This is a genomic window from Streptomyces sp. WMMC500 (assembly GCF_027497195.1).
Lineage (GTDB): Bacteria > Actinomycetota > Actinomycetes > Streptomycetales > Streptomycetaceae > Streptomyces.
The window spans coordinates 3,885,539-3,906,904 of the sequence record NZ_CP114905.1; the positions used below are offsets into that span (position 1 = coordinate 3,885,539).

Genomic DNA, 21,366 nt, shown 5'->3' on the forward strand with positions numbered 1-21,366 from the left:
GGACCTGTCCTAGTCGGGGGCGTCGACTTCCAGGTCGAGCAGGCCGGGGGTCGCCGGGAGGGCTGCGCTCGACGGCGCGTCGAGGTAGAACAGGGAAGTCGAGGCGATGTCGTCGCGGTTCCTGCGGTAGCGGTGCTTCAGCCCGTTGCCCTGGCCGGCGCCGATACCGAGGCACTGCACGGTCACGCGGAGGTCCTCTTGGAAGCGGACGGGGTCCAGGACGTGCCAGCGGTACATCCCGAACCGCTGCTGGCTGGCGTAGAGCCCGTCGGGCCGCAGGATCTGGTTCAGGCCCAGATAGGGCGTGGTGTACGCGGTGTAGCCGTGCGGCTTGACGTCGAAGTTCCAGGCGCCGCCGAAGTAGTCCTCGGTGCCGGTGCCGCAGATGGTGGGCCAGTCCTCGTCGCCGTCGAGGAAGAACTTGACCTCGCCCTCGCCCCACCAGCCGGGGCTGTTGGTGCCCCAGGCGAGGTACGTGCCGACGTACTGGCCGGCGCCGGTGACGCCGTCGAGGAGCGTGTGGACCGAGGACTCGTCGACGGGGTTGCTGCGGCGCCACTGGGCGTGGAAGTAGGAGGCGTCGGCGGGGACGTCGGCCAGCTCGTAGTCGATCTGGTAGTAGAGCGTCATCTGCTCGGGGGCGAGGTTCTCCAGTGTGACGCGGGCGCGGCTGCGGAAGGGCATGGGCCAGTAGGCGTTGAAGCCGCCGTTGGGGGCCACGGTGACGGGGACCGAGGAGACCTGGCTGAAGACGCTCCAGCCGTTGCAGAAGAAGTCGCCGAGCGGCACCTCGACGGCGGGCGTCTCCGCGCCGTCCCAGTAGACGCGCAGCAGGGTCTGCCGCCAGGCGGCGTGCGGGGCGGTGGTGCACCAGAGGTGGCGTATGGTGCCCGGCCCGTCGATCTCGGCGAGCACGGCGGTCTCGCCCGCGGCGATGTCGATGCTCGGGGAGATCTTCCAGCCCCGGCCGAGCCGCGCGGCGGCCCGCGCGCCGGTGCCCTCGGTGGCGGCGCCGCCGGCGCCCTTGGCGCCGGTGGGGTTCTCGGCACTGATCGAGCGGGTGCGGGCGGGGGTCGTACGGGCGAGGTCATCCAGGCCGAACGTGGTGCTCATGGACGCTCCGTTGTGAAATCGTTTTCGTGCGTAGTCAGCGAAGGGTCATCCCAAGTGCGCGCAGCAACTGAGCGAGATCCCGGTGACGTGAGGCAGGTGTGTCAGGGATCTCTTGAAATCCATTTCACGCGAACGTAGAGTTCACGCAAGACGGTGTCAAGAGGTCCGTACGAGACCGCGGAAAACACCGTCCGCGCCGACCCGTCCACGCACCCGACCGGATATGCCGGAGCCACGCCGCGGGCCGCACCGCGGGTCGCCGGATGCGCGTATCCGACCCCGCTGCGGCGGGCAGGGCCCCGGACTGGCGGAGAATGGGCGGCAGTGCACCGGACGCGCGGTCGACTCCCGCGCCTGCGTGAGAGGTTCAGGTAGCGGAGACGTGACGACCATCAACGATGTGGCCCGCGCCGCGGGGGTCTCGCCGGCCACGGTGTCCCGGGTCTTCAACGGCGGCCGGGTCACCGCCGAGCGCGCCGAGCGCGTTCGCAAGACCGCGGCGGAGCTGGGCTTCTCGCCGAACCGCGTGGCGCGGTCGCTGCGGATGCAGCGGGCGAGCGTCATAGGGCTGATCATCCCGGACATCGAGAACCCGTTCTTCACGTCGCTCGCGCGCGGGGTGGAGGACGCGGCGCAGCAGACGAACCTCTCGGTGGTGCTCTGCAACACCGACGAGGACGTGGACAAGGAGCGGCGCTACCTGGAGATCGCGGCGGCGGAGCAGATGGCGGGCGTGATCCTGGCCGCGGCGTCGCGGAACCGGACGGACCTGTCGGTGCTGGAGGGCCGCGGGATGCCGGTGGTCGCGGTGGACCGGCGCCCGCGGGGCGCGTCCGTGGACGCCGTGATGGTCGACAACCAGCACGGCGGCGAGGAGGCCACCGCGCACCTGCTGCGCAGCGGCTACCGGCGGATCGCGTGCATCGCGGGCCCGGAGGGCGCGTCCACGTCCGACGACCGCCTTGCGGGCTACCGCGCGGTGATGCGCGACCACCTGCGGGAGACGGACGGCGGCCCGCTGCCGCCGGAGTACGTGCGGCACGCCGACTTCCGGGTCGAGGGCGGCCGGGCGGCGATGCGGGACCTGCTGGCGCTGCCGTCGCCGCCGGACGCGGTGTTCGTGGCGAACAACCTGATGACGGTGGGCGCCCTGCAGGCCCTGCGGGACGCGGGCACGGAGCCGCCGCGGACCGGGGTCCTGTCGTTCGGCGACGTCCCGTGGGCGTCGCTGGTGCGCCCGCCGCTGTCGACGGTGCAGTTGCCGTCGTACGACCTGGGGTGGACGGCGGCGGGGCTGCTGCAGGAGCGGATCGCGGGGACGGACCGGCCGCTGCAGACGGTGGTGCTGCGCACGGCGCTGCAGGTGCGGGAGTCGACGTCGGGCCCGGGGGCCTAGGGGGCGGGGGCGGAATCGGGTTCGGGACCGCAGGATGGCGGACCCGACGGGGGAGCCGCCCGAAGGGCCGCCACGCGCGGCTGCGGAGTGCTATCGTTGCTGATAGCACAGTTTGGGGAGGTGGTCTTCGATGGCGTCCATCATCGTCCGCGGGCTCGACGAGTCCGTCAAGCAGCAGCTCGCCACACAGGCGAAAGAGCACGGACGCTCCATGGAGGCGGAGGTCCGGGACATCCTGACGAAGGCCGCGCGCAGGCCTCACATCGGCTTGGCGCTCATGCAGGCGGCTCAGGATGCGGGCGGAGTCGACGGCCTCCCGATCCCCGAGCGAAGCGACGTCGCGCGAGCGGTGGACTTCGAGTGATCGTTCTCGACACCAACGTGATCTCGGAGATCTTCCGACCGCAGCCCGACGCGAGCGTCGTCGCGTGGCTCGAGTCACTCACCGGCGACGTCGCCATCACCGCGGTGACGCTCGCGGAGCTACTGGCCGGCGTGCGTCGCCTCCCCGACGGCCGACGCAAAAGGGTGTTGTCCACGCGCATCGCGACCGCTGTCGAGCCCTACCGGGACGACCATTCAGTGCTGTCTTTCGACGCCGGTGCCGCCGAGCGCTACGCGGACATCCTCGTCGCACGAGAGGTGGCAGGGCTGCCGATCAGCACGGCCGATGCACAGATCGCGTCGATCTGCCTGGCGCATGACGCCACGTGTGCGACGCGAAACCTCAAGGACTTCGCGCACACCGGTGTCGAACTACTCGACCCGTGGCAACAGCAGCCATGACCAGGCCGACGATCGAGGTCGCCTCGCCGCGCACGCCCGCTACAACAGCCCCAGTACCAGCCGGACCGCGTGCTCGATGTCCTCCCACTCCGCCGGCTCCACCCGACCCGCGAAGTCCCCCAGCCGCTCGGGGTCCACCGCCGCCATCTGCTCGACCAGTACCACCGTGTCCGTACCCGCCATCTCGACCCGCGGATGGATCAGTCCGGGCCGCGCGCTCGCCGACGTGGGCGCCACGACGAGCGTCGATATCGCCAGCGCCTCGGTCTGCAACACGACCCCGTAGCGCATGCCCCGCTGCTCGTGCCCCACCCGCTGCTTCGGCGTACGCAGGCGGTAGATGTCACCACGCACGCAGGTCGTCCATCTGCTCCCGCACCGCGGCCAGCTCCGCCGCGTATGCCGGGTCCAGGCGCCACTCCCGCACCTCCGCCGCCGCCTGGCGGTACTGCTCACGGACGTACGCCTCGTGCACCGCCTGCCTTATGGCGTCGGACACCGTCACGTCGCGCATGCTCGCCAGCGCGTCGAGCTCGCGGCGCGTGGTGGCGTCCGGGCGGAAACTGATGGTCTGTACGGTCATGAGACCAGCGTAATACGCAACGTATTACGTCACCAGTGGGCCGGGCGCCCCGGGCCGGCGGCCCGCGCGCATGCGCGCCCCCCGCGCCCCCTGCCGCCGCGCCCCGCGCGCTACCCGTCCAGCAGCCGGCGCCACTCCGCCACCGACTCCGGCGACACCGGGCCCGACCAGCCCGCCGGGCGGACCGCGCCGCCGACGTGGAAGGCGTCCAGGCCCGCCGCGCGCAGGCGCGGGACGTGGGCGGTGGTGAGGCCGCCGCCGGCCATGATGCGGGCCTCGTAGCCGGGTTGGCGGGCCATGGCGCGGGCGGCCTCGGCGACCAGCACCGGCAGGCCGTCCGCGACGCCCTTCGCCGAGCCCGCCGTCAGGTACGTGTCCAGCCCCGGCAGCCCCGCGAGCTGCTTGCGCAGCGTGTCCCGGTCAGCAGCCCGGTCGATCGCCCGGTGGAACGTCCACCGGCACCCGGCCCCCACCGCGTCCAGCAGCCGCCCGACCGCCGCCAGATCCGGGCCGCCCGCCTCGTCGAGGAACCCGAGGACGAACTCCTCCGCCCCCTCCGCCCGCAGCGCCCGCGCCCGCGCCGCCAGCGCCTCCACGTCCCCCGCCGCGAACCCGTCCTCGGCGCGCAGCATGACGCGTACGGGGATCTCCACCGCGGCCCGCACGGCGGCGACGGTCTCGCGCGACGGGGTGAGCCCGTCGGCGGCCATGTCCGTGACCAACTCCAGACGGTCGGCGCCGCCCGCCTGTGCGGCGGCGGCGTCGGCGGCGTTCAGGGCGATGACCTCAAGCAGCATTGGTCTAGACATGAAGCACAGCCTGCCATATCGCGCAGAATGGTGACCATGCCAGCCCCCTCCGAAAACGAGCCCGCCGGCTCCGGCGCCGCGCACCCCGACCCCGCCCTCCTCGACCGCTGGACGGCCCTCCTCACCCGCTGCCGGTCCGCCGCCGCGCCCCCCGACCCCGCACCGTACGGGAAGAACCTGCTGGAACGGTGGGGTGAGCCGCAGCGGCGGTACCACACCACGGCGCACCTGGCGGCCGTCCTCGACCGCGTCGACGAACTGGCCGACCACGCGGAGGACCCCGACGCGGTGCGGCTGGCGGCCTGGTTCCACGACGCCGTCTACCGGCCGGAGCGCAGCGAGAACGAGGAGCGCAGTGCGCGACTCGCGCAAGTCGCCTTGGCGGAGGCGGGAGTTGGGGACGAGCGGGTCGCGGAGGTGGCACGGCTCGTGCGGCTCACGACGAGCCACGACCCGCGCACGGGGGACCGCAACGGCGAGGTGCTGTGCGACGCGGACCTCGCGGTGCTGGCGGGCCCGCCGACGGCGTACGCGGCGTACGCGGCGGCGGTCCGGGAGGAGTACGGGTTCGTGCCGGACGCGGCGTTCCGGGAGGGGCGGGCGGCGGTGCTACGGCACCTGCTGGGGCTGCCGCGGCTGTTCCGTACGGAGACGGGGTTCGCGCGGTGGGAGATGGCGGCGCGGCACAACGTGGGGACGGAGCTGGAGTTGCTGGGCGGGTAGGAGGTGCGGTGACGGTCAGTCGGTGAGAACGCGCACACCCGGGATGTCCGAGGCGGTGACGGGCATGCCGTCGGGGGTGCGGCAGTGGTCGAGAACCACGTCAAGACGGCTGAAGCGCGCGAAGGTCTCACGGTCGGGCGACACGACGGAACTCACCAGAGCCAGGTCCGTCAGCGACGGTGGGAGGCTCTTGACTCCCCTGAGCCAGGCGTCACCGTCGACGGCGCTGAGCCGCAGGTCCGTAAGACCGGTGAGTCCCCTCAACTCGTCGAAACCACGAATCGTGGACCGACCGTTTCCGATCAGAAGGATGTAGTCCAAACCGCTGAGCGCGGTCACCGAACCGAGGTCCTTGTCAGCCACCTCGCGAAGGGCGAGGTTCCTGAGGTCGGGGCAGCGCCGTAGCGCGCTCAGGTCCAGGTCGCCGGAGAAGGGCAACACCAGGTGTTGCAGCCGGGTCAGCTCCGGGAGAACCGACCCTCCGCGCACCGATCTGGAACCGTGCAGCGACAGCAGCTCCAGATCGGGATGATCTCGCAGGACTGACAGATCGGCTCCGTCGCCCAGCGACAACGCCTGCAGTATCCGAAGCGGCGGGAGGTCGGCCACGAAATCGAGTCCGCGCACAGGCTGCCGCACGTTGATGCCCGTCAGCCCCCTCAGCCGGCTCGCCGCACGCAGTTGGCCGGAATGGCTGATGTCCACCATGCGTCCCGCCAGCGGCAAGCGGCACAGGACCCGGTCGGCGTAGGTGTCCGCGCCGAAGTAGTCCCACGCGCGGACGAGTTCCCTGACGACTCCCCTGCGGTCATCCCCCACGAAGCCTTCCAGCATGTCCAGGGCCTTCTCGCCCCCGATCAGCGCCACCGTCCGTACCGTCTGCGCCGCCGCCTTCTCCGTCAGCTCCTCAAGCGACGTCGGCAGCCAGCGCAGCAGCGTCGGCCCCACCGCGGCCAGCGCCGGCGGGTCGGTCTTCCGCCTCGCCGGAAGCAGCGTGGTCACCGCCTCGTCCAAGCGGCCCGCCAGGCCGTCCGGCACCGACGGCAGCGTCTCCTGGCACGCCACCGCCAGCAGCCGCAGCGTGCGCGCATACCGCGGCTCCTCCTCCGCGCGGTCCAGGATGCCGTCCAGCAACTCCTCCCTCTGCTTCGCGTTCGCGTGGCCGGCGGTCATGATGATCGTCTCTCGCCACAGATCCAGATGCGCCCGCTCGACCAGGTTGCCGATCCGGTCCTCCTCCGCCGCCTCCTCGGCCGCCAGGTACTCCTGGAAGGTGCGGTGCACGAAGTCGATGCGGTCCTCGGCAGGGGTCCGCAGGATGCCGGAGCGCTGCCGAAGGTGGCCCAGGACCTGCGCGCCGTCCACCACGTCCAGGTGCCGCATCCCCTTCAGCTTCGCGGTCACGTACCCGGCCGCCCGCTCGACGTCGATCTCGCTTCTGTTGTTGTCCGACAGCCGCCACGCCAGATCCCGCAGGATGACGAGCTTGTCGCCGAGACTCAGCTTGCTCTCCGCCGCACTCGGCACGTTCCGGTCCGCGTCCCGGTCGTGGACGAGGGTGTGCAGGGCGTTGCGGTACAGCTCCATCCGGTCGCGCGGCAGTTGGCGGCCCCGGTTCAGGTGCATCGCGCAGAGCATCGCCGCCAGCAGCGGCGTGCTCGCAAGCGACTGCAGGTGCGCCCGGTCCTTGAGGCTGGTCAGGAGGGACTGTTCGTACTGCGGGAGGTCGTCCACCGCGCAGGGCAGTTCGCCGCCCAGCTCGCGTACGGCCTGGTGCCACTGGCGTACGAAGGCCGCCAGGTCGGGCGGCGTCATGCGGTCCAGGTGGAGCGCGGTGAAGTCCTCGCGCCGGAGCCAGTCCGCGCCCGCCGCGGCGGGGCGGGACGTGACGACGACCCGTACGTCCTCGTACTGGCCGAGGAGCCGGCGCAGCCAGTCACGGACCGCCTGGCGCTCGCGGTGCAGCAGTTCGTCGACACCGTCGATGAGGAGCAGCGCCTTGCCCGCGTCGAGCTGACGTTCCACCCACCCCTTCGGCATGACCCCCGTGATGGGGCCCGCCACCCCGTCGAGCATCGCCTCCGGGTTCGGGGGCTTGCGGCCGCTGTAGTCGCGGAGCTTGACGAAGAAGGGCGTGAGGCCGTTCCACGCCGCCAGCTCGTCCGTGAAGCCCCCGCGCGCCGCGGTGATGGCCAGCCAGCGCAGGAGCGTCGTCTTGCCGGAGCCGGCCTCGCCGCGCAGCAGCACGCGGGACGCGCCTCTCAGCGCGGCCTCCACCCGCATGCCGGACGTCTCGGGTCCGCCTTCCTCCCAGTTGCTCATGTCGGGCCGGAGCTGGAGCAGGCCGTGCCGGGCGGCGCGGCGGATCTCGGCGTCGTCCCCGGTCGTGCGCAGGCTGACGTACGCGACGGAGAGCCGGATGCGGTGCGGCGTCGCCTGGTCGGACGTGCCGCGGAACAGCTCCACCTCGTCGAGCTCCCGGCTGACCAGCTCCAGGTACGTACGCCGGAAGTCGGTGTCGAGGTCGGAGCCGTCCGGCGCGAACAGCGAGCGGTCCGGCAGGCGTTCGAGGATCCGCGCCACCTCTGCGCCCAGCGTGGACGTACGGGCCAGCAGCTCGGCGGCGGCGCGCTCCTCGAAGACGGGCAGGCTGCGCACGATGCGTACGTAGTACGCGACGCACTCGGCGAACAGCGTCTCGTACAGCCGCGACTCCGTCTCGCCGAGGCCGACGGGCGGGGGTACGGACGCGGTGATGCGGCGGACCAGCTCGGCTGGCCGGGCGTCGGCGACGAGGAGGGCGTCGTCGGAGAGGTCCGCGCGGGCGAACGTGTCGGCGACGGCGTCGATGACGGCCTGCCGGCCGCCGGGCTCCAGGCGCTCGAAGGCGTGGGTCAGATAGGGGTCCAGGCGGTCGTAGACCGCGTTGGTGATCTGCTCGAACTGCTGCCGGACCTCGCGCTGGAGGCGCACGCCCGGGACCCGTACCCGGATCAGCTCCGCCATCGGCAACTGCCGTTCCTGCGCGCGCTGCCTGCCGCCCAGCCACAGCTTCGCCGCGGCGTTCGCGACGATCGTCCCGAGCCGTAATGCCGCCGTCTCCGCGAGCATGCGCACCCCTCCCTGCCCCTGCACAGCAGACAACCACACGGGGGTGACAGCCGTGCCTATCCCGTCGCCTTCACGGCGCTTTCCGCCACGGGCTCGCCGCACGCCACCAGCCTGGTGCGGCGCGCCGCCGAGCGGCCGGCGACCGCCGTCATCGCCACCGCGCCCACCGCCAGCACGGCGCCGGTCCACGCCGTGGCGGCGTAGCCGAGGCCCGCGCTGATGGCGAGGCCGTCCAGCCACGGGCCCACGGTGTTGCCGATGTTGAACGAGGACGTGGCGGTCGCGCCGGCGAGGCCCTGTGCGGCGCCGGCGACGTCGAAGATGCGGGCGTTGAGGGCGGGCGCGGTGGTGAAGGCCGTGGCGCCGAGGAGGACGGACAGGGTGACGATCGCCACCGGGTACGCGGCGAGCAGCGCGCACGCCACCAGCACGGCGGCGGTCGCGGACAGGCCGACGTACATGGTGCCGAACCGGTGGCGGTCGGCCATCCGCCCGCCGACGAGCGTGCCGAGGAACGCCCCGGCGCCGAAGAGCGCGAGCACGGTCGGCACCCAGCCGTCGCCGAGGCCGGCCACGTCGGTGAGGAGGGGCGCGAGGTAGGAGAAGAAGGAGAACGTTGCGCCCGCGAAGAGCGCGATCGTGGCCATGGCGAGCCACACCTGACCGTCGCGGTAGATGCGCAACTCCTCGCGCAGCCGCGGCGGCTCGGCGTCCGCCGCAGGGCCGCCGCCCGGTACGAGCGCCACCACCCCGACGAGGGCGACGGCGGTCATCAGCGTCACGGCCCAGAACGCGGACCGCCAGCCGAAGTGCTGCCCGAGCAGCGCGCCGCCGGGCACCCCGGCGACGTTCGCGACGCTCAGCCCGCCGACCATGACCGCCATCGCCCGCGCGCGGGCGCCGGTCGGAACGGTTGCGATGGCGACGGCGGCGCCGACGGCCCAGAACCCGGCGCAGGCGAGGGCGCTGACGACGCGGGTGGCGAAGAGGACGCCGTAGGAGGTGGCGACGGCCCCCACGATGTGGCCGGCGCCGAAGACGACGAGCAGCCCGACGAGGGTGGTGCGGCGGGGGAGGCGGAGGGTGGCGGCGGCGAGGGTCGGCGCGCCGACGACCATGCCGACGGCGAACGCGGAGATGAGGAGCCCCGCGCGGGGGATGGAGACGTCGAGGTCGTCGGCTATCTCGGGGAGGAGGCCGGAGAGCATGAACTCCGAGGTCCCGAGGGCGAAGACGGCGACGCCGAGGACGTACACGGCGACGGGGAGGCGGGCTCCGGCCCGGGGAGCGGTCGGGGACATGACGAGGGAAACACCAAGGCGAGAGGGGAACATTCCTGCGACCGCCCACGGTACGGGGAGAAGCCGCAGGTCGAAAGGGCTCCCCGTGACAGCGGGGGCGCCTCGCCGCTCAGCTCGGACCCGTCTGCCTCGGCTGCCTCGTTTGCCGCGCCTGCCTCCCCCGCCGGCGCAGACCCCCGTCCACCAGCCGGCGCACCAGTTCCTTGGACCCCACCTCCACCGCCCCCCGCCGCACCGCGTCGGCGTAGCGCGTCGACGGAAGGTCGTAGTGGTCGCCGTCGAACGCCCTCCGCGGCACCCCCATCGACGCCGCGAAGGCGTGCAGCTCCTCGTACGACTCGTCGCTCACGAGGTGCGACCACATCCGCCCGTGCCCCGGCCAGGTCGGCGGGTCCACGTAGATCGTCACCCGGCGCCCCCCGGACCCAGGCCGCCCACCCGGGCCACCACCGCGCCCGTCGTGCCGCACACCCACCGCGGGTCCGGGCCCAACTCCGGCTCGACGTCCAGCGCGTGCGGGCCCGCGGAGTCGACGTCCCGACAGACGGGGCACAGCGGCCACCTGCCGTACTTCTCCAGGAGGGCGTCCTGGACGTCCTGGGCCACCAGGCCGTCGAGGTACGCCACACCCTCCGGCCACTGCTCCACCCACCAGCGGCGGTGTGCCACGGCGTCCTCGACGAAGGTGACGACGTCCGGTTCCGCCACGTCGCCGGCGGTGAGGTCGGCGAGGATCAGCGCCCGGGCGCGGTGCAGCGCCACCTCCAGGTCCTGGTGCTCCATACACCCATTCTCCCGCAGTCGGCCCGGTCGGCCCTGACGCACGGGCCGGCCGCCGCTGTGACCACCGCGCCGGGGTTTTCCACAGGGCTGCCGCGGGGGGTTGACTCGCCCTCCGCCGCGAAAATATCTTTCGTGTGTGAGCTACAGCGTGAAGGAAACTTTCACTCCGGACACCCCGACCGGACCCGCGCCGCCCGCGCCGGCCGCCCTTGCGGCCAAGGTGCGCACGGTCGCGCCGTCCATGACGCGCTCCATGCAGCGCGTCGCCGAGGCCGTCGCCGGTGACCCGGCGGGCTGCGCCGCGCTCACGGTCACCGGCCTCGCGGAGCGCACCGGCACGTCGGAGGCCACCGTCGTGCGGACGGCGCGGCTGCTCGGCTATCCCGGGTATCGCGACCTCCGGCTGGCCCTCGCCGCCGCCGCGGCCCAGCAGGAGGCCGGGCGGGCGCCGTCGGTCACCGCGGACATAGCGGTGGACGATTCGATGGCCGACGTCATCGCCAAGCTGGCGCGGGACGAGCAGCAGGCGCTGGCGGACACCGCGGCCGGGCTCGACCCCGTGCAGTTGGAGGCGGCGATCGCCGCCATGGCCACCGCCCGGCGCATCGATGTCTACGGCATCGGGGCCTCCAACCTCGTGGGCCAGGACCTGGTCCAGAAGCTGCTGCGGATCGGCGTCGTGGCGCACGCCTCGCCCGACCCGCACCTGGCCGTGACCAACGCCGTCCAACTGCGCGCGGGCGACGTGGCCATCGCGATCACGCACTCGGGCCGCACGGTCGACGTCATAGAGCCCCTGCGCGTCGCGTTCGACCACGGGGCGACGACGGTGGCGATCACCGGCCGCCCGGACGGCCCCGTCGCGTCCTACGCGGATCACATACTCACCACGTCCACGGGGCGCGAGAGCGAGCTGCGGCCGGCGGCCATGTCCAGCAGGACGGGCCAACTGCTGGTCGTGGACTGCCTGTTCATAGGCGTGGCCCAGCGGACGTACGAGCGTGCCGCCCCGGCGCTCGCCGCCTCGTACGAGGCGCTGGCGCACCGGCACAGCCCGCTCCGCCCGCGGCCCTGACCCCGCCCGGCGACGCCTGACGACGACCGATGCACCGGCGACCCGCCCTTCGCCCGGGCGCGGCTCCCGCCCACGGCACCGGACGCCCTCCGGGGCCCGGGCGGGACGGATGTATCAGATATGTCGGGTGCGGCCCGGTGACGTCCCCGCGGGCGTCCGGGGGCCGGCACCCGACCGCACCGCCCGCACCCCCCGCACTCTCCGCACCGCCCGCACCCCCCGCACCGCCGTACGACGCCGGCGCCGCCCGGCGGCCGGGCGCGTTCCGCGCGCCGGACGCCCGCGACGGCACTCCGACCGCCGGCGACCGCACCACGCAAGCCGCCGTGACCGACCCACCTCCGCGGGCGCGCACCGCCCACCGCGCGCCTCGCACCGCATGGAAAGAGCCGCCCCGACATGCCCTCTCCCCCAGCCGAAATCCGCCGGGAGCTGGAAAACCTGACCACCGAGGCGTTCCGTCCTGAGCTGGCCGAGATCGACCGTCTCTCCAGCCTGGAGATCGCCAGAATCATGAACGAGGAGGACAGCGGGGTACCGGGCGCGGTCGCCACGCAACTGCCGCAGATCGCCGCCGCCATCGACGCCACCGCCGAGCGCATGGCCCGCGGCGGCCGGCTGTTCTACCTGGGCGCCGGCACCGCGGGCCGGCTGGGGGTGCTGGACGCCAGCGAGTGCCCCCCGACGTTCAACACCGACCCGTCGCAGGTCGTCGGCATGATCGCCGGCGGGGACGTGGCGCTCCGCACCTCCACGGAGGGCGCCGAGGACAGCAAGGAGCTGGCCGCGGCGGACCTGGAGGCGGCGGGCCTGGGGCCCGACGACACCGTCGTCGGCATCTCCGCCTCCGGCCGCACGCCGTACGCCGTCGGCGGCGTGACGTTCGCGCGCTCCCGGGGGGCGCTGACCATCGGGCTGTCCTGCAACGCCGGTTCGCCGCTGGGCGCGGCGGCGCAGCACGGCATCGAGGTCGTCGTGGGCCCCGAGCTGATCGCGGGCTCGACGCGGCTGAAGGCGGGCACGGCGCAGAAGCTCGTGCTCAACATGCTGTCGACGATCACGATGATCCGGCTGGGCAAGACGTACGGGAACCTGATGGTCGACGTGCGCGCCTCCAACGAGAAGCTGCAGGCCCGTTCGCGGCGCATCGTCGCGCTGGCGACGGGCGCGGGCGACGAGGAGGTGGAGGCGGCCCTCGCCGAGACCCGCGGCGAGGTGAAGAACGCGATCCTCACCATCCTCGGCGGCGTGGACGGCGGCACGGCGGCACGCCTCCTCGACGCCTCCCACGGCCACCTGCGCGTCGCCCTGAAGGCCGCGACCGACGTGAGCTGACCGCGGAGCGCCGGAAGGCGCCCGTGGGCGCCGGGGGCCGAGCGCGGGACGCCCGCCGCCCGTTCCCGGGTACGGCTCCCGGGCGCGGTTCCCGCGCCGCGGGTCCCGGGTGCGGCTCCCGGCCGGGGCTTCCGGTGCGGCCGTCGGTCCGTGCCCCGGCATCCGCCCCCTCCCCCGCCCGCCGCACCGCGGCGCAACGCGCCCGAGGGCGGCACCCCCTGCGGGGTACCGCCCTCGGTTCGTCAGTCGGTCCGGCGCCCGTCCGCAGCCGCGGCGGACGTCCGGAACCGGCGATCCCGGATCAGAAGTCCATGTCGCCGCCGGGCATACCGCCCCCGGCCGCGGCCTTCTCCTTCTCCGGCTTGTCGGCGACGACGGCCTCGGTGGTGAGGAACAGGCCCGCGATCGACGCCGCGTTCTGCAGCGCGGAGCGGGTCACCTTGGCCGGGTCGAGGATGCCCTCGGCGATCATGTCCACGTACTCGCCGCTGGCGGCGTTGAGCCCGTGACCGGCGGTCAGGTTGCGCACCTTCTCCACCACGACGCCGCCTTCCAGGCCGGCGTTGACCGCGATCTGCTTCAGCGGGGCCTCCAGGGCCAGCTTCACCGCGGCGGCGCCGGTGGCCTCGTCGCCCTGCAGCTCCAGCTTCTCGAAGACGTGACCGGCCTGCAGCAGGGCCACGCCACCGCCGGCGACGATGCCCTCCTCGACGGCCGCCTTCGCGTTGCGCACGGCGTCCTCGATGCGGTGCTTGCGCTCCTTCAGCTCGACCTCGGTCGCGGCGCCGGCCTTGATGACGGCCACGCCGCCGGCCAGCTTCGCGAGCCGCTCCTGCAGCTTCTCGCGGTCGTAGTCGGAGTCGCTGTTGTCGATCTCGGCGCGGATCTGGTTGACCCGGCCCTGGACCTGCTCGCTGTCGCCGGCACCGTCGACGATGGTGGTCTCGTCCTTGGTGATGACGACCTTGCGGGCGCGGCCCAGCAGGTCGAGGCTGGCGCTCTCCAGCTTGAGGCCGACCTCCTCGGAGATGACCTGGCCGCCGGTGAGGATGGCGATGTCGCCGAGCATGGCCTTGCGGCGGTCACCGAAGCCCGGGGCCTTGACGGCGACGGACTTGAAGGTGCCGCGGATCTTGTTCACCACGAGGGTGGACAGGGCCTCGCCCTCGACGTCCTCGGCGATGATCAGCAGCGGCTTGCCGGACTGCATGACCTTCTCCAGGAGCGGCAGCAGGTCCTTGACCGCGCTGATCTTGGAGTTGGCGATGAGGATGTACGGGTCCTCGAGCTCCGCCTCCATGCGCTCCATGTCGGTGGCGAAGTAGGCGGAGATGTAGCCCTTGTCGAAGCGCATGCCCTCGGTGAGCTCCAGCTCGAGACCGAAGGTCTGCGACTCCTCGACGGTGATGACGCCTTCCTTGCCGACCTTGTCCATGGCCTCGGCGATCAGCTCGCCGATCTGGACGTCGCCGGCGGAGATGGAGGCGGTGGAGGCGATCTGCTCCTTGGTCTCCACGTCCTTGGCCTGCTCCAGCAGGGCGGCGGAGACGGCCTCGGTGGCCTTCTCGATGCCGCGCTTCAGCGCCATCGGGTTGGCGCCGGCGGCCACGTTGCGCAGGCCCTCCTTGACCAGGGCCTGGGCCAGGACGGTCGCGGTCGTCGTGCCGTCACCGGCGACGTCGTCCGTCTTCTTCGCGACCTCCTTGACCAGCTCGGCGCCGATCTTCTCGTACGGGTCCTCGAGCTCGATCTCCTTGGCGATGGAGACACCGTCGTTCGTGATCGTGGGGGCGCCCCACTTCTTCTCGAGGACGACGTTCCGGCCCTTGGGGCCGAGGGTGACGCGGACGGCGTCGGCGAGCTGGTTCATGCCGCGCTCAAGGCCGCGCCGCGCCTCCTCGTCGAACGCGATGGTCTTGGCCATTGTGTTGAGTCCTCCCGGACAGGGGGGTCGTCTGTGTCCGGACCGCGCTGGCGCCCGCGACGGACGGTCCGCGACCCGCGTGGTTCCCTCCCACCCGGCGTACGGACCTCACCGAACCGGTCCCGTGCTGTCACTCTCACTGGGAGAGTGCTAACGCCAATGATTAGCACTCGCCCCCTGCGAGTGCAAGCGGGTGGGGGCTTCTCATGCGCAGAGCGGAACCGGATCGGGGCACCCCGCCCGCCGGGGAGCAGGCGGACAGCAGAGGGCCCGCACCCCGGGGGGTGCGGGCCCGTCGCGAGTCGTCCGTGGTCGATGCCCGGCGCTCAGCCGCTGACGCGGACCATGTCTGCCTGCGGCCCCTTCTGGCCCTGCGAGATCTCGAACTCGACCCGCTGGCCTTCCTCGAGGGTGCGGTATCCGTCCATCTGAATCGCGCTGTAGTGGACGAAGACATCCGCACCACCGTCGACCGCGATGAAGCCGTACCCCTTCTCCGCGTTGAACCACTTGACGGTGCCCTGAGCCATTCCAAACTCCCCTATTGCTGGCCCTTACACAGGACCGCACTCCGCGGACCCGGGTCAGACCTCACCCCCGGATACACGCCGGGGCGTGCGCCGGAACGCGTCGACCGCGGCTGAATGTATCCGCACAGATGCCCAGTGCAACAGGTCAATCGGACGAGAATTCTGCGGACACTCGATCGGTATTTTTCCGATCAACCTCCGCCATTCCCTGACAACTCGGGCAGGGCATAACTCACCATCACGACAATTAACTCTCCGCATTTACCCGGAACTTGTCGCGTTCTCATATGCGTGGACCATGGGCCACGAGGGGGGAACGCCCCAACCCTATCGCGTGCACGGACATGCGAACGGCCCCACTCCGGATCAGTGGGGCCGGGCACACGGCGGCGGGGTTCAGCAGCCCCCGGCGACCGCCGGAATGATCGAGACTCCCGCCCCCTCCGGAGTGGGAGTCTGCAGGCCATCGGCGAAGCGGACATCGTCGTCGTTCACGTAGACGTTCACGAAGCGGCGCAGCTTGCCTTGATCGTCCAGGACCCGGCCGGCGATTCCGCGGTGGTTCTTCTCCAGGTCTTCGATCACCTCGGCGAGGGTCGCGCCCTCGGCGCTCACCTCGGCTTCACCGTCGGTGTACGTACGCAGGATGGTCGGAATTCGGACGTTCACGCTCATGATGCGAGGCCGGCCTCTCGGAAGGAGTCGAGTGTGGGACGAATGATCGCGCTCGGCCCCGAGGTGGGGGCGACCGCGTCGAGGGTCTTCAGACCGTCGCCGGTGTTGATCGCGACGGTGGTCTCGGCCGGGTCGATCCGGCCGTCCGCGACGAGCTTCGCCAGCACGCCGAAGGTCACGCCGCCCGCCGTCTCCGCGAAGACGCCCTCGGTGCGGGCCAGCAGCTTGATCGCGTCGACGACCTCGGCGTCCGTGACGTCCTCCACCGCCCCGCCGGTGCGGCGCGCGATGTCCAGCACGTACGGCCCGTCGGCGGGGTTGCCGATCGCGAGGGACTTGGCGATGGTGTCCGGCCGGACCGGGCGCACCACGTCGTGGCCGTCCTTGAAGGCCCGCGAGACCGGGGAGCAGCCGGCCGCCTGGGCGCCGAAGATCTTGTACGGGCGCTCCTCGACGAGCCCCGTCGCGATCAGCTCCTTCAGCGCCTTGTCGATCTTCGTGAGCTGGGAGCCGGACGCCACCGGGATGACGATGTTGTCCGGCAGCCGCCAGCCGAGCTGCTCGCAGATCTCGTAGGCGAGGGTCTTGGAGCCCTCCGCGTAGTACGGGCGCAGGTTGACGTTCGTGAAGCCCCAGCCCTCGCCGGCCGGGTCGCCGATCAGCTCGGAGCAGAAGCGGTTCACGTCGTCGTACGTGCCCTCGATGCCGACGACGTCGCCGCCGTAGACCGCGGCCATGACGACCTTCGCGTGCTCCAGGTCGTACGGGATGAACACGCACGAGCGCAGCCCCGCCCGCGCGGCGGCGGCGCCGACCGCGCCGGCCAGGTTGCCGGTCGAGGAGCAGGACAGCGTGGTGAAGCCGAAGGCGCGGGCGGCCTCCACGGCGATGGCGACGACGCGGTCCTTGAAGGAGTGCGTGGGGTTGCCGGAGTCGTCCTTGACGTGCAGCGCGCCGGTCACGCCCAGCTCGGCGGCCAGCCGGTCGGCGCGGTGCAGCCGGGTGAAGCCGGGGTTCAGGTTGGGCTTCGACGCCACGTCCGCGGGGACCGGCAGCAGCGGTGCGTAGCGCCAGATGCTCCGCGGCCCCGCCTCGATGCGGGTACGCAGCCGGGCGGCGGCCTCGGCGTCGCCGCCGGGAAGGTCGTACGCCGCCTCCAGCGGCCCGAAACAGGACAGGCACGCGAACACCGGACCCAGCGGCACCCGCTCCCCGCACTCCCGGCAGGACAGCGCGACGGCGGGACCCAGGTCGGGAGCGCCGTCGACGGCGCCGGGGGTGGGAGCTGTCTCTACAGCCATACTGGCGAGGCCCTCTCTCCTCATCTTCCCCGCGACGCGTCTCGCCGCAGGACGGAATTGGCACCATCACCGTCCGGGGCCTCGCAGCGTCGCGAGTGCCGGACGGAGGGTTGCCGGGGCTTCAACGGGCCGTTCCCTCTGCCCCTCTGGATGAGCTCTGTATGGCGCAGGACCGGCGGGGCCGTCCGGCGCGTTTGTCCGACGCGCGGACCCCGACATACGGACGTCACGCACGTTGTTCAAGACTGTAACCGACGACCAGGACAGTGGTGAGTGCCGTCCGATACGCGAGACGGCTCTCACACCTCACAGGACCACCGGCAAGGGGAGGCCCGCAGGTGCTCGAAGACGTGGAGCAGTGGCTGAGAACGCGGTCCTGGTCCGCGGCGGACCGGCCGCTCGGGCGGCTGCTGGCGGCCAAGCGCGCGCTGGGGGCGCGGGGGACGGTGAGCGTGGTCCTGCCCGCGCTCGACGAGGAGGCCACGGTCGGGGCGATCGTCGCGGCGATCCGGGCGGAGCTGATGGCGGGTGCCGCCGACGGCGGGGCACTGGTCGACGAGCTGGTGGTGATGGACTCCGGCTCCACGGACCGTACGGCGGAGGTCGCCGCCGCGGCCGGCGCGCGGGTGGTGCACCGCGACGAGGTGCTGCCGCGGGTGCCCGCGGCACCCGGCAAGGGCGAGGTGCTGTGGCGGTCGCTGCTGGCGACCCGCGGCGAGATCGTGTGCTTCGTGGACGCGGATCTCCGGGACTTCGACACGGCGTTCGTCAGCGGGATCGTCGGTCCGCTGCTGACGGAGCCGGACGTGGACTTCGTGAAGGCCGTGTACGACAGGCCGCTCGGCGGCGCGCCGGCCGCCGCCGCCCAGGGCGGGCGGGTGACGGAGCTGGTGGCCCGGCCGCTGCTGAACCTCCACTGGCCGCTGCTGGCCGGTTTCGTCCAGCCGCTGGGCGGGGAGTACGCGGCGCGGCGCTCGCTGCTGGAACGGCTGCCGTTCCCGGTCGGGTACGGGGTGGAGCTGGGCCTGCTCGTCGACGCGCTGCACACGGTGGGGCTGGGCGGTCTCGCCCAGGTCGACGTCGGCGTCCGCCGCCACCGCCACCAGGACGACCGGGCGCTGGGCCGGATGGCGGCGGCGATCTACCGCACGGCGCAGGTGCGGCTGGCGCGCGGGCACCTGGTGCGGCCGCGGCTGACGCAGTTCGAGCGGGGGGCGGACGGGGCGTTCGAGGGGCGGACGTACGGGGTGGACACGGTGGAGCGGCCGCCGATGGGGGAGATCCGGGAGTACGTGGAACGCCCCGCGGCGTAGCCCTCGCCGGGCGGGCCATACCGGGGTGGGGGGTGCGGGGGCGGGGGGTCCGCGCGGCGCCGGGGTGGTGGCGTCTCCCCGTACCCGCCCCTCCCCGAACCTCAGGGCTCCGCCCCGAGCCCCCGCGGGGGCTCCGCCCCCAGACCCCCGGGGGCTGCGCCCGAACCCCGGGGCCGCGCCCCCGGTCCCGCTCGGAACTCCCCCGACCTTTCGGGGCTGCGCCCCGAACCCGCGGGGGCTTCGCCCCCACACCCCCGAGGGCTTCGCCCCGGACACTCGGGGCTGCGCCCCGTCCCCCGCTCGGTTCCGACGCGAACCCGCTCAGGCTCCTCCCCGAACCCTCACGGGCTCCGCCCCCAACCCCGTCGGCGCGCCTCCCCCAGGCCCTACAGGGCTCTGCCCCCTCCCCCTCCGGTTCCGGCCACGAACCCCCGCGGGCCTTCGTCCCGAACTCCCGCTCAGGGCCCCGGCCCACCGTCCGCCTCCGCAAGCCCCCGTACCGGTCTCGGCCACACCGGCGTACCTGCGTTTCGGGAGCCTCTGCCGTGGCTAGGCTCGGCGCATGGTCGAGTCCCCCGGTGCCCCCCTGCTCGTCGCGTCCAACCGCGGGCCCGTCTCGTACGCCGTCGGCGACGGCGGTGACCTCACCGCCAAGCGCGGCGGCGGCGGGCTCGTGTCCGGGCTCAGTGCCGTCGGGTCCGACGCCGGGGCGCTGTGGGTGTGTGCCGCGCTGGGCGACGGGGACCGGGAGGCCGTGCGGCGCGGGGTGGGCGAGCCCGGGGTGCGGATGCTCGGCATCGACCCCGACGTCTTCCACGACGCGTACAACGGCGTCGCGAACTCCGTCCTGTGGTTCGTGCACCACATGCTCTACGACATCCCCGTCGCCCCGGTCTTCGACGCCGCGTTCCGCCGGCAGTGGGACGCGTACGCGACGTACAACCGCGCCTTCGCCGACGCCCTCGCCGACGGCGCCGCCGACGGCGCCGCGGTGTTCGTGCAGGACTACCACCTCTGCCTCGTGCCCGGCATGCTCCGCGAGCGCCGCCCCGACCTGCGGATCTCGCACTTCACGCACACACCCTGGGCACCACCGGAGTACTTCCGGCTCCTGCCCGACGACATCGCCGCCGCGCTGCTGCGCGGGCTGCTCGGCGCCGACCGGATCGGCTTCCACACCGACCGCTGGGCCGAGGCGTTCGTCTCCTGCTGCCGCGACGTGCTCGGCGACGAGGCGGAGGTCGCCCGGGCCGGGGAGGACGCGGGCGGGAAGGGGACCACCCGGGTCGACGTGCACGCCCTCGGCGCCGACGCCGAGTTCCTGCGCGAGCGGTCCCGGCGGCCGGACGTGGAGGAGCGGATGGCGGCCCTGCGCGAGCAGATCGGCGGCGTGGACCGCAAGGTCCTCGTGCGCGTGGACCGCACCGAGTTGTCGAAGAACATCGTCCGCGGGCTGCTCGCGTACCGGCGGCTGCTTGAGGCGCGGCCGGAGTGGCGCGGGCGGGTGGTGAAGCTGGCGTTCGCGTACCCGTCGCGGCAGGACCTGCCGGTGTACCGGGACTACACCGCCGAGGTGCGCCGCCTCGCCGCGGAGATCAACGAGGAGTACGGGACGGCCGGGTGGCAGCCCGTCGTGCTGCACGTCGAGGACGACTTCGCCCGCTCGCTCGCCGCGTACCGGCTGGCGGACGTGGCGCTGGTCAACCCGCTGCGGGACGGGATGAACCTGGTCGCGAAGGAGATCCCGGTGGTCTCGGACGACGGCTGCGCGCTGGTGCTGTCGCGGGAGGCGGGCGCGTACGCGGAACTCGGCGGGGACGCGCTCGTGGTGCACCCGTACGACGTGGAGGCCACGGCGGAGGCGCTGCTCGCGGCGCTGTCGATGCCGCGCGACGAACGCGCCCGCCGGACGGAGCGGCTGGCGGCGGCGGCCACGGCGCTGCCGCCGCAGGCGTGGTTCCTGGCGCAGGTGGACGCCCTGCGGGGGTAGCCCGCGGTACGCGGCGGTAGCCCGCGCCCGCGGTACGGGGCGCGCGTCTCAGCGCGGGCGGTGGCGCTCCTGGAAGCGGGCCGCCTTGGCACGGTTGCCGCAGCCCTCCATCGAGCACCAGCGGCGGCGGCCGTTCTTGCTGACGTCGTAGAACCACAGCACGCACTCGGGGTTCGCGCAGCGGCGGACGCGGTCCGGCTGCTCCTCGTACAGCCGGACCAGATCGGCTGCGGCACACCACGCGGGCAGCCACGCGGGGTCGTCCACGACGACTTCCGACGTGGCCCGGCCGGCGCGCAGGAGCGGGCGGCGGGCGCCGTGGGCCAGGATCTCGTCGAGCGGCTGCTCGTCCCCGTCGAGGGCGGCGCGCAGGGCGGCGCGGGCGGCGGTCAGCGGCTCGCGCAGGGCTGCGTGATCGGGAGCGTCGGGGGCGCCGGCCGCGGCGTCGGACAGGCCGTGCTCGCCGAGCCAGTGGCCTAGGGCGCCGGGCTCGTAGAGGAAGTCGACGGGGCCGCCCTGGTCGATCCACCAGGTGTTCACCAGGTCCAGGGCCAGCGGTTCGCCAGTCAGCGGTCGTGCCATACGCACCAGTGTAACCGTTCAAGTCGGTTTGACAGG

At 72.9% G+C, this 21,366-nt stretch carries 21 protein-coding genes and 1 riboswitch; of the genes, 8 read left to right on the forward strand and 13 right to left on the reverse strand.

From position 1 onward, the window contains the following. Window positions 1–9 precede the first annotated feature (9 nt). Entirely contained in the window at window positions 10–1,113 is a 1,104-nt protein-coding gene (locus O7599_RS16510) for a glycoside hydrolase family 172 protein (RefSeq protein WP_281622915.1), read from the reverse strand. A gap of 382 nt (window positions 1,114–1,495) precedes the next feature. Here O7599_RS16510 and O7599_RS16515 point away from each other — a divergent pair, with 382 nt between their 5' ends. From O7599_RS16515 to O7599_RS16525, 3 genes are all read left to right on the forward strand, one after another. Further along, window positions 1,496–2,509, forward strand: a complete 1,014-nt coding sequence (locus tag O7599_RS16515) for a LacI family DNA-binding transcriptional regulator (RefSeq protein ID WP_281622916.1) — start codon at window positions 1,496–1,498, stop codon at window positions 2,507–2,509. A 130-nt stretch (window positions 2,510–2,639) separates the two neighbouring features. Continuing rightward, entirely contained in the window at window positions 2,640–2,873 is a 234-nt protein-coding gene (locus O7599_RS16520; RefSeq protein ID WP_281622917.1) for an Arc family DNA-binding protein, read from the forward strand. Then, window positions 2,870–3,295: a type II toxin-antitoxin system VapC family toxin gene (locus tag O7599_RS16525; protein WP_281622918.1), complete on the forward strand. Its 426-nt coding sequence runs from the start codon at window positions 2,870–2,872 to the stop codon at window positions 3,293–3,295. The genes O7599_RS16520 and O7599_RS16525 overlap by 4 nt, the downstream gene beginning before the upstream one ends. 39 nt (window positions 3,296–3,334) lie before the next feature. Here O7599_RS16525 and O7599_RS16530 read toward each other — a convergent pair whose 3' ends face one another. The 3 genes from O7599_RS16530 to O7599_RS16540 all read right to left on the reverse strand — a co-directional run bounded on the left by O7599_RS16530 (window position 3,335) and on the right by O7599_RS16540 (window position 4,687). Further along, complete coding sequence (locus tag O7599_RS16530; protein ID WP_281622919.1) at window positions 3,335–3,649, reverse strand: type II toxin-antitoxin system PemK/MazF family toxin; 315 nt, start codon at window positions 3,647–3,649, stop codon at window positions 3,335–3,337. Beyond that, entirely contained in the window at window positions 3,639–3,878 is a 240-nt protein-coding gene (locus tag O7599_RS16535; RefSeq protein WP_281622920.1) for a ribbon-helix-helix protein, CopG family, read from the reverse strand. Before O7599_RS16535 ends, O7599_RS16530 begins: the two co-directional genes overlap by 11 nt. 110 nt (window positions 3,879–3,988) lie before the next feature. Next, window positions 3,989–4,687: a copper homeostasis protein CutC gene (locus O7599_RS16540; protein ID WP_281622921.1), complete on the reverse strand. Its 699-nt coding sequence runs from the start codon at window positions 4,685–4,687 to the stop codon at window positions 3,989–3,991. 27 nt (window positions 4,688–4,714) lie between these two features. On the opposite strand from O7599_RS16540, the gene O7599_RS16545 reads away from it, so the two are divergent. Next, a complete protein-coding gene (locus O7599_RS16545; RefSeq protein WP_281622922.1) occupies window positions 4,715–5,410 on the forward strand; it encodes a hypothetical protein in 696 nt (231 codons plus the stop codon). A 15-nt stretch (window positions 5,411–5,425) separates the two neighbouring features. Here the strand turns inward: O7599_RS16545 and O7599_RS16550 are convergent, their stop codons facing one another. From O7599_RS16550 to O7599_RS16565, 4 genes are all read right to left on the reverse strand, one after another. Further along, window positions 5,426–8,521, reverse strand: a complete 3,096-nt coding sequence (locus tag O7599_RS16550) for an NACHT domain-containing protein (RefSeq protein ID WP_281622923.1) — start codon at window positions 8,519–8,521, stop codon at window positions 5,426–5,428. A gap of 56 nt (window positions 8,522–8,577) precedes the next feature. Then, window positions 8,578–9,822: a Cmx/CmrA family chloramphenicol efflux MFS transporter gene (locus O7599_RS16555; protein WP_281622924.1), complete on the reverse strand. Its 1,245-nt coding sequence runs from the start codon at window positions 9,820–9,822 to the stop codon at window positions 8,578–8,580. 109 nt (window positions 9,823–9,931) lie between these two features. After that, the gene (locus tag O7599_RS16560; RefSeq protein ID WP_281622925.1) at window positions 9,932–10,231 is read right to left on the reverse strand and encodes a DUF4031 domain-containing protein; all 300 of its coding nucleotides are present in this window, start codon (window positions 10,229–10,231) and stop codon (window positions 9,932–9,934) included. Further along, window positions 10,228–10,605: a hypothetical protein gene (locus O7599_RS16565; RefSeq protein WP_281622926.1), complete on the reverse strand. Its 378-nt coding sequence runs from the start codon at window positions 10,603–10,605 to the stop codon at window positions 10,228–10,230. Before O7599_RS16565 ends, O7599_RS16560 begins: the two co-directional genes overlap by 4 nt. A 136-nt stretch (window positions 10,606–10,741) precedes the next feature. Here O7599_RS16565 and O7599_RS16570 point away from each other — a divergent pair, with 136 nt between their 5' ends. Next, window positions 10,742–11,680, forward strand: a complete 939-nt coding sequence (locus O7599_RS16570; RefSeq protein WP_281622927.1) for a MurR/RpiR family transcriptional regulator — start codon at window positions 10,742–10,744, stop codon at window positions 11,678–11,680. 399 nt (window positions 11,681–12,079) lie between these two features. Continuing rightward, the gene (murQ, locus tag O7599_RS16575) at window positions 12,080–13,015 is read left to right on the forward strand and encodes an N-acetylmuramic acid 6-phosphate etherase (protein WP_281622928.1); all 936 of its coding nucleotides are present in this window, start codon (window positions 12,080–12,082) and stop codon (window positions 13,013–13,015) included. A gap of 301 nt (window positions 13,016–13,316) precedes the next feature. Here murQ and groL read toward each other — a convergent pair whose 3' ends face one another. From groL to thrC, 4 genes are all read right to left on the reverse strand, one after another. Continuing rightward, on the reverse strand, window positions 13,317–14,939 hold the full coding sequence (groL, locus tag O7599_RS16580) for a chaperonin GroEL (protein ID WP_281622929.1): 1,623 nt from the start codon (window positions 14,937–14,939) through the stop codon (window positions 13,317–13,319). Between the two features lie 326 nt (window positions 14,940–15,265). After that, on the reverse strand, window positions 15,266–15,469 hold the full coding sequence (locus tag O7599_RS16585; RefSeq protein ID WP_018839739.1) for a cold-shock protein: 204 nt from the start codon (window positions 15,467–15,469) through the stop codon (window positions 15,266–15,268). 396 nt (window positions 15,470–15,865) lie between these two features. After that, complete coding sequence (locus O7599_RS16590; protein ID WP_281622930.1) at window positions 15,866–16,144, reverse strand: MoaD/ThiS family protein; 279 nt, start codon at window positions 16,142–16,144, stop codon at window positions 15,866–15,868. After that, a complete protein-coding gene (gene thrC / locus O7599_RS16595; protein WP_281622931.1) occupies window positions 16,141–17,445 on the reverse strand; it encodes a threonine synthase in 1,305 nt (434 codons plus the stop codon). The genes O7599_RS16590 and thrC overlap by 4 nt, the downstream gene beginning before the upstream one ends. Window positions 17,446–17,462: 17 nt before the next feature. Then, a riboswitch (SAM riboswitch) is annotated at window positions 17,463–17,602 on the reverse strand. A 181-nt stretch (window positions 17,603–17,783) separates the two neighbouring features. Here thrC and O7599_RS16600 point away from each other — a divergent pair. Next, window positions 17,784–18,758, forward strand: a complete 975-nt coding sequence (locus O7599_RS16600; RefSeq protein WP_281622932.1) for a glucosyl-3-phosphoglycerate synthase — start codon at window positions 17,784–17,786, stop codon at window positions 18,756–18,758. Between the two features lie 562 nt (window positions 18,759–19,320). Further along, the gene (locus O7599_RS16605; protein ID WP_281622933.1) at window positions 19,321–20,748 is read left to right on the forward strand and encodes a trehalose-6-phosphate synthase; all 1,428 of its coding nucleotides are present in this window, start codon (window positions 19,321–19,323) and stop codon (window positions 20,746–20,748) included. Window positions 20,749–20,796: 48 nt separating this feature from the next. Here O7599_RS16605 and O7599_RS16610 read toward each other — a convergent pair whose 3' ends face one another. Continuing rightward, window positions 20,797–21,330: a CGNR zinc finger domain-containing protein gene (locus O7599_RS16610; RefSeq protein WP_281622934.1), complete on the reverse strand. Its 534-nt coding sequence runs from the start codon at window positions 21,328–21,330 to the stop codon at window positions 20,797–20,799. Between the last annotated feature and the right edge of the window lie 36 nt (window positions 21,331–21,366).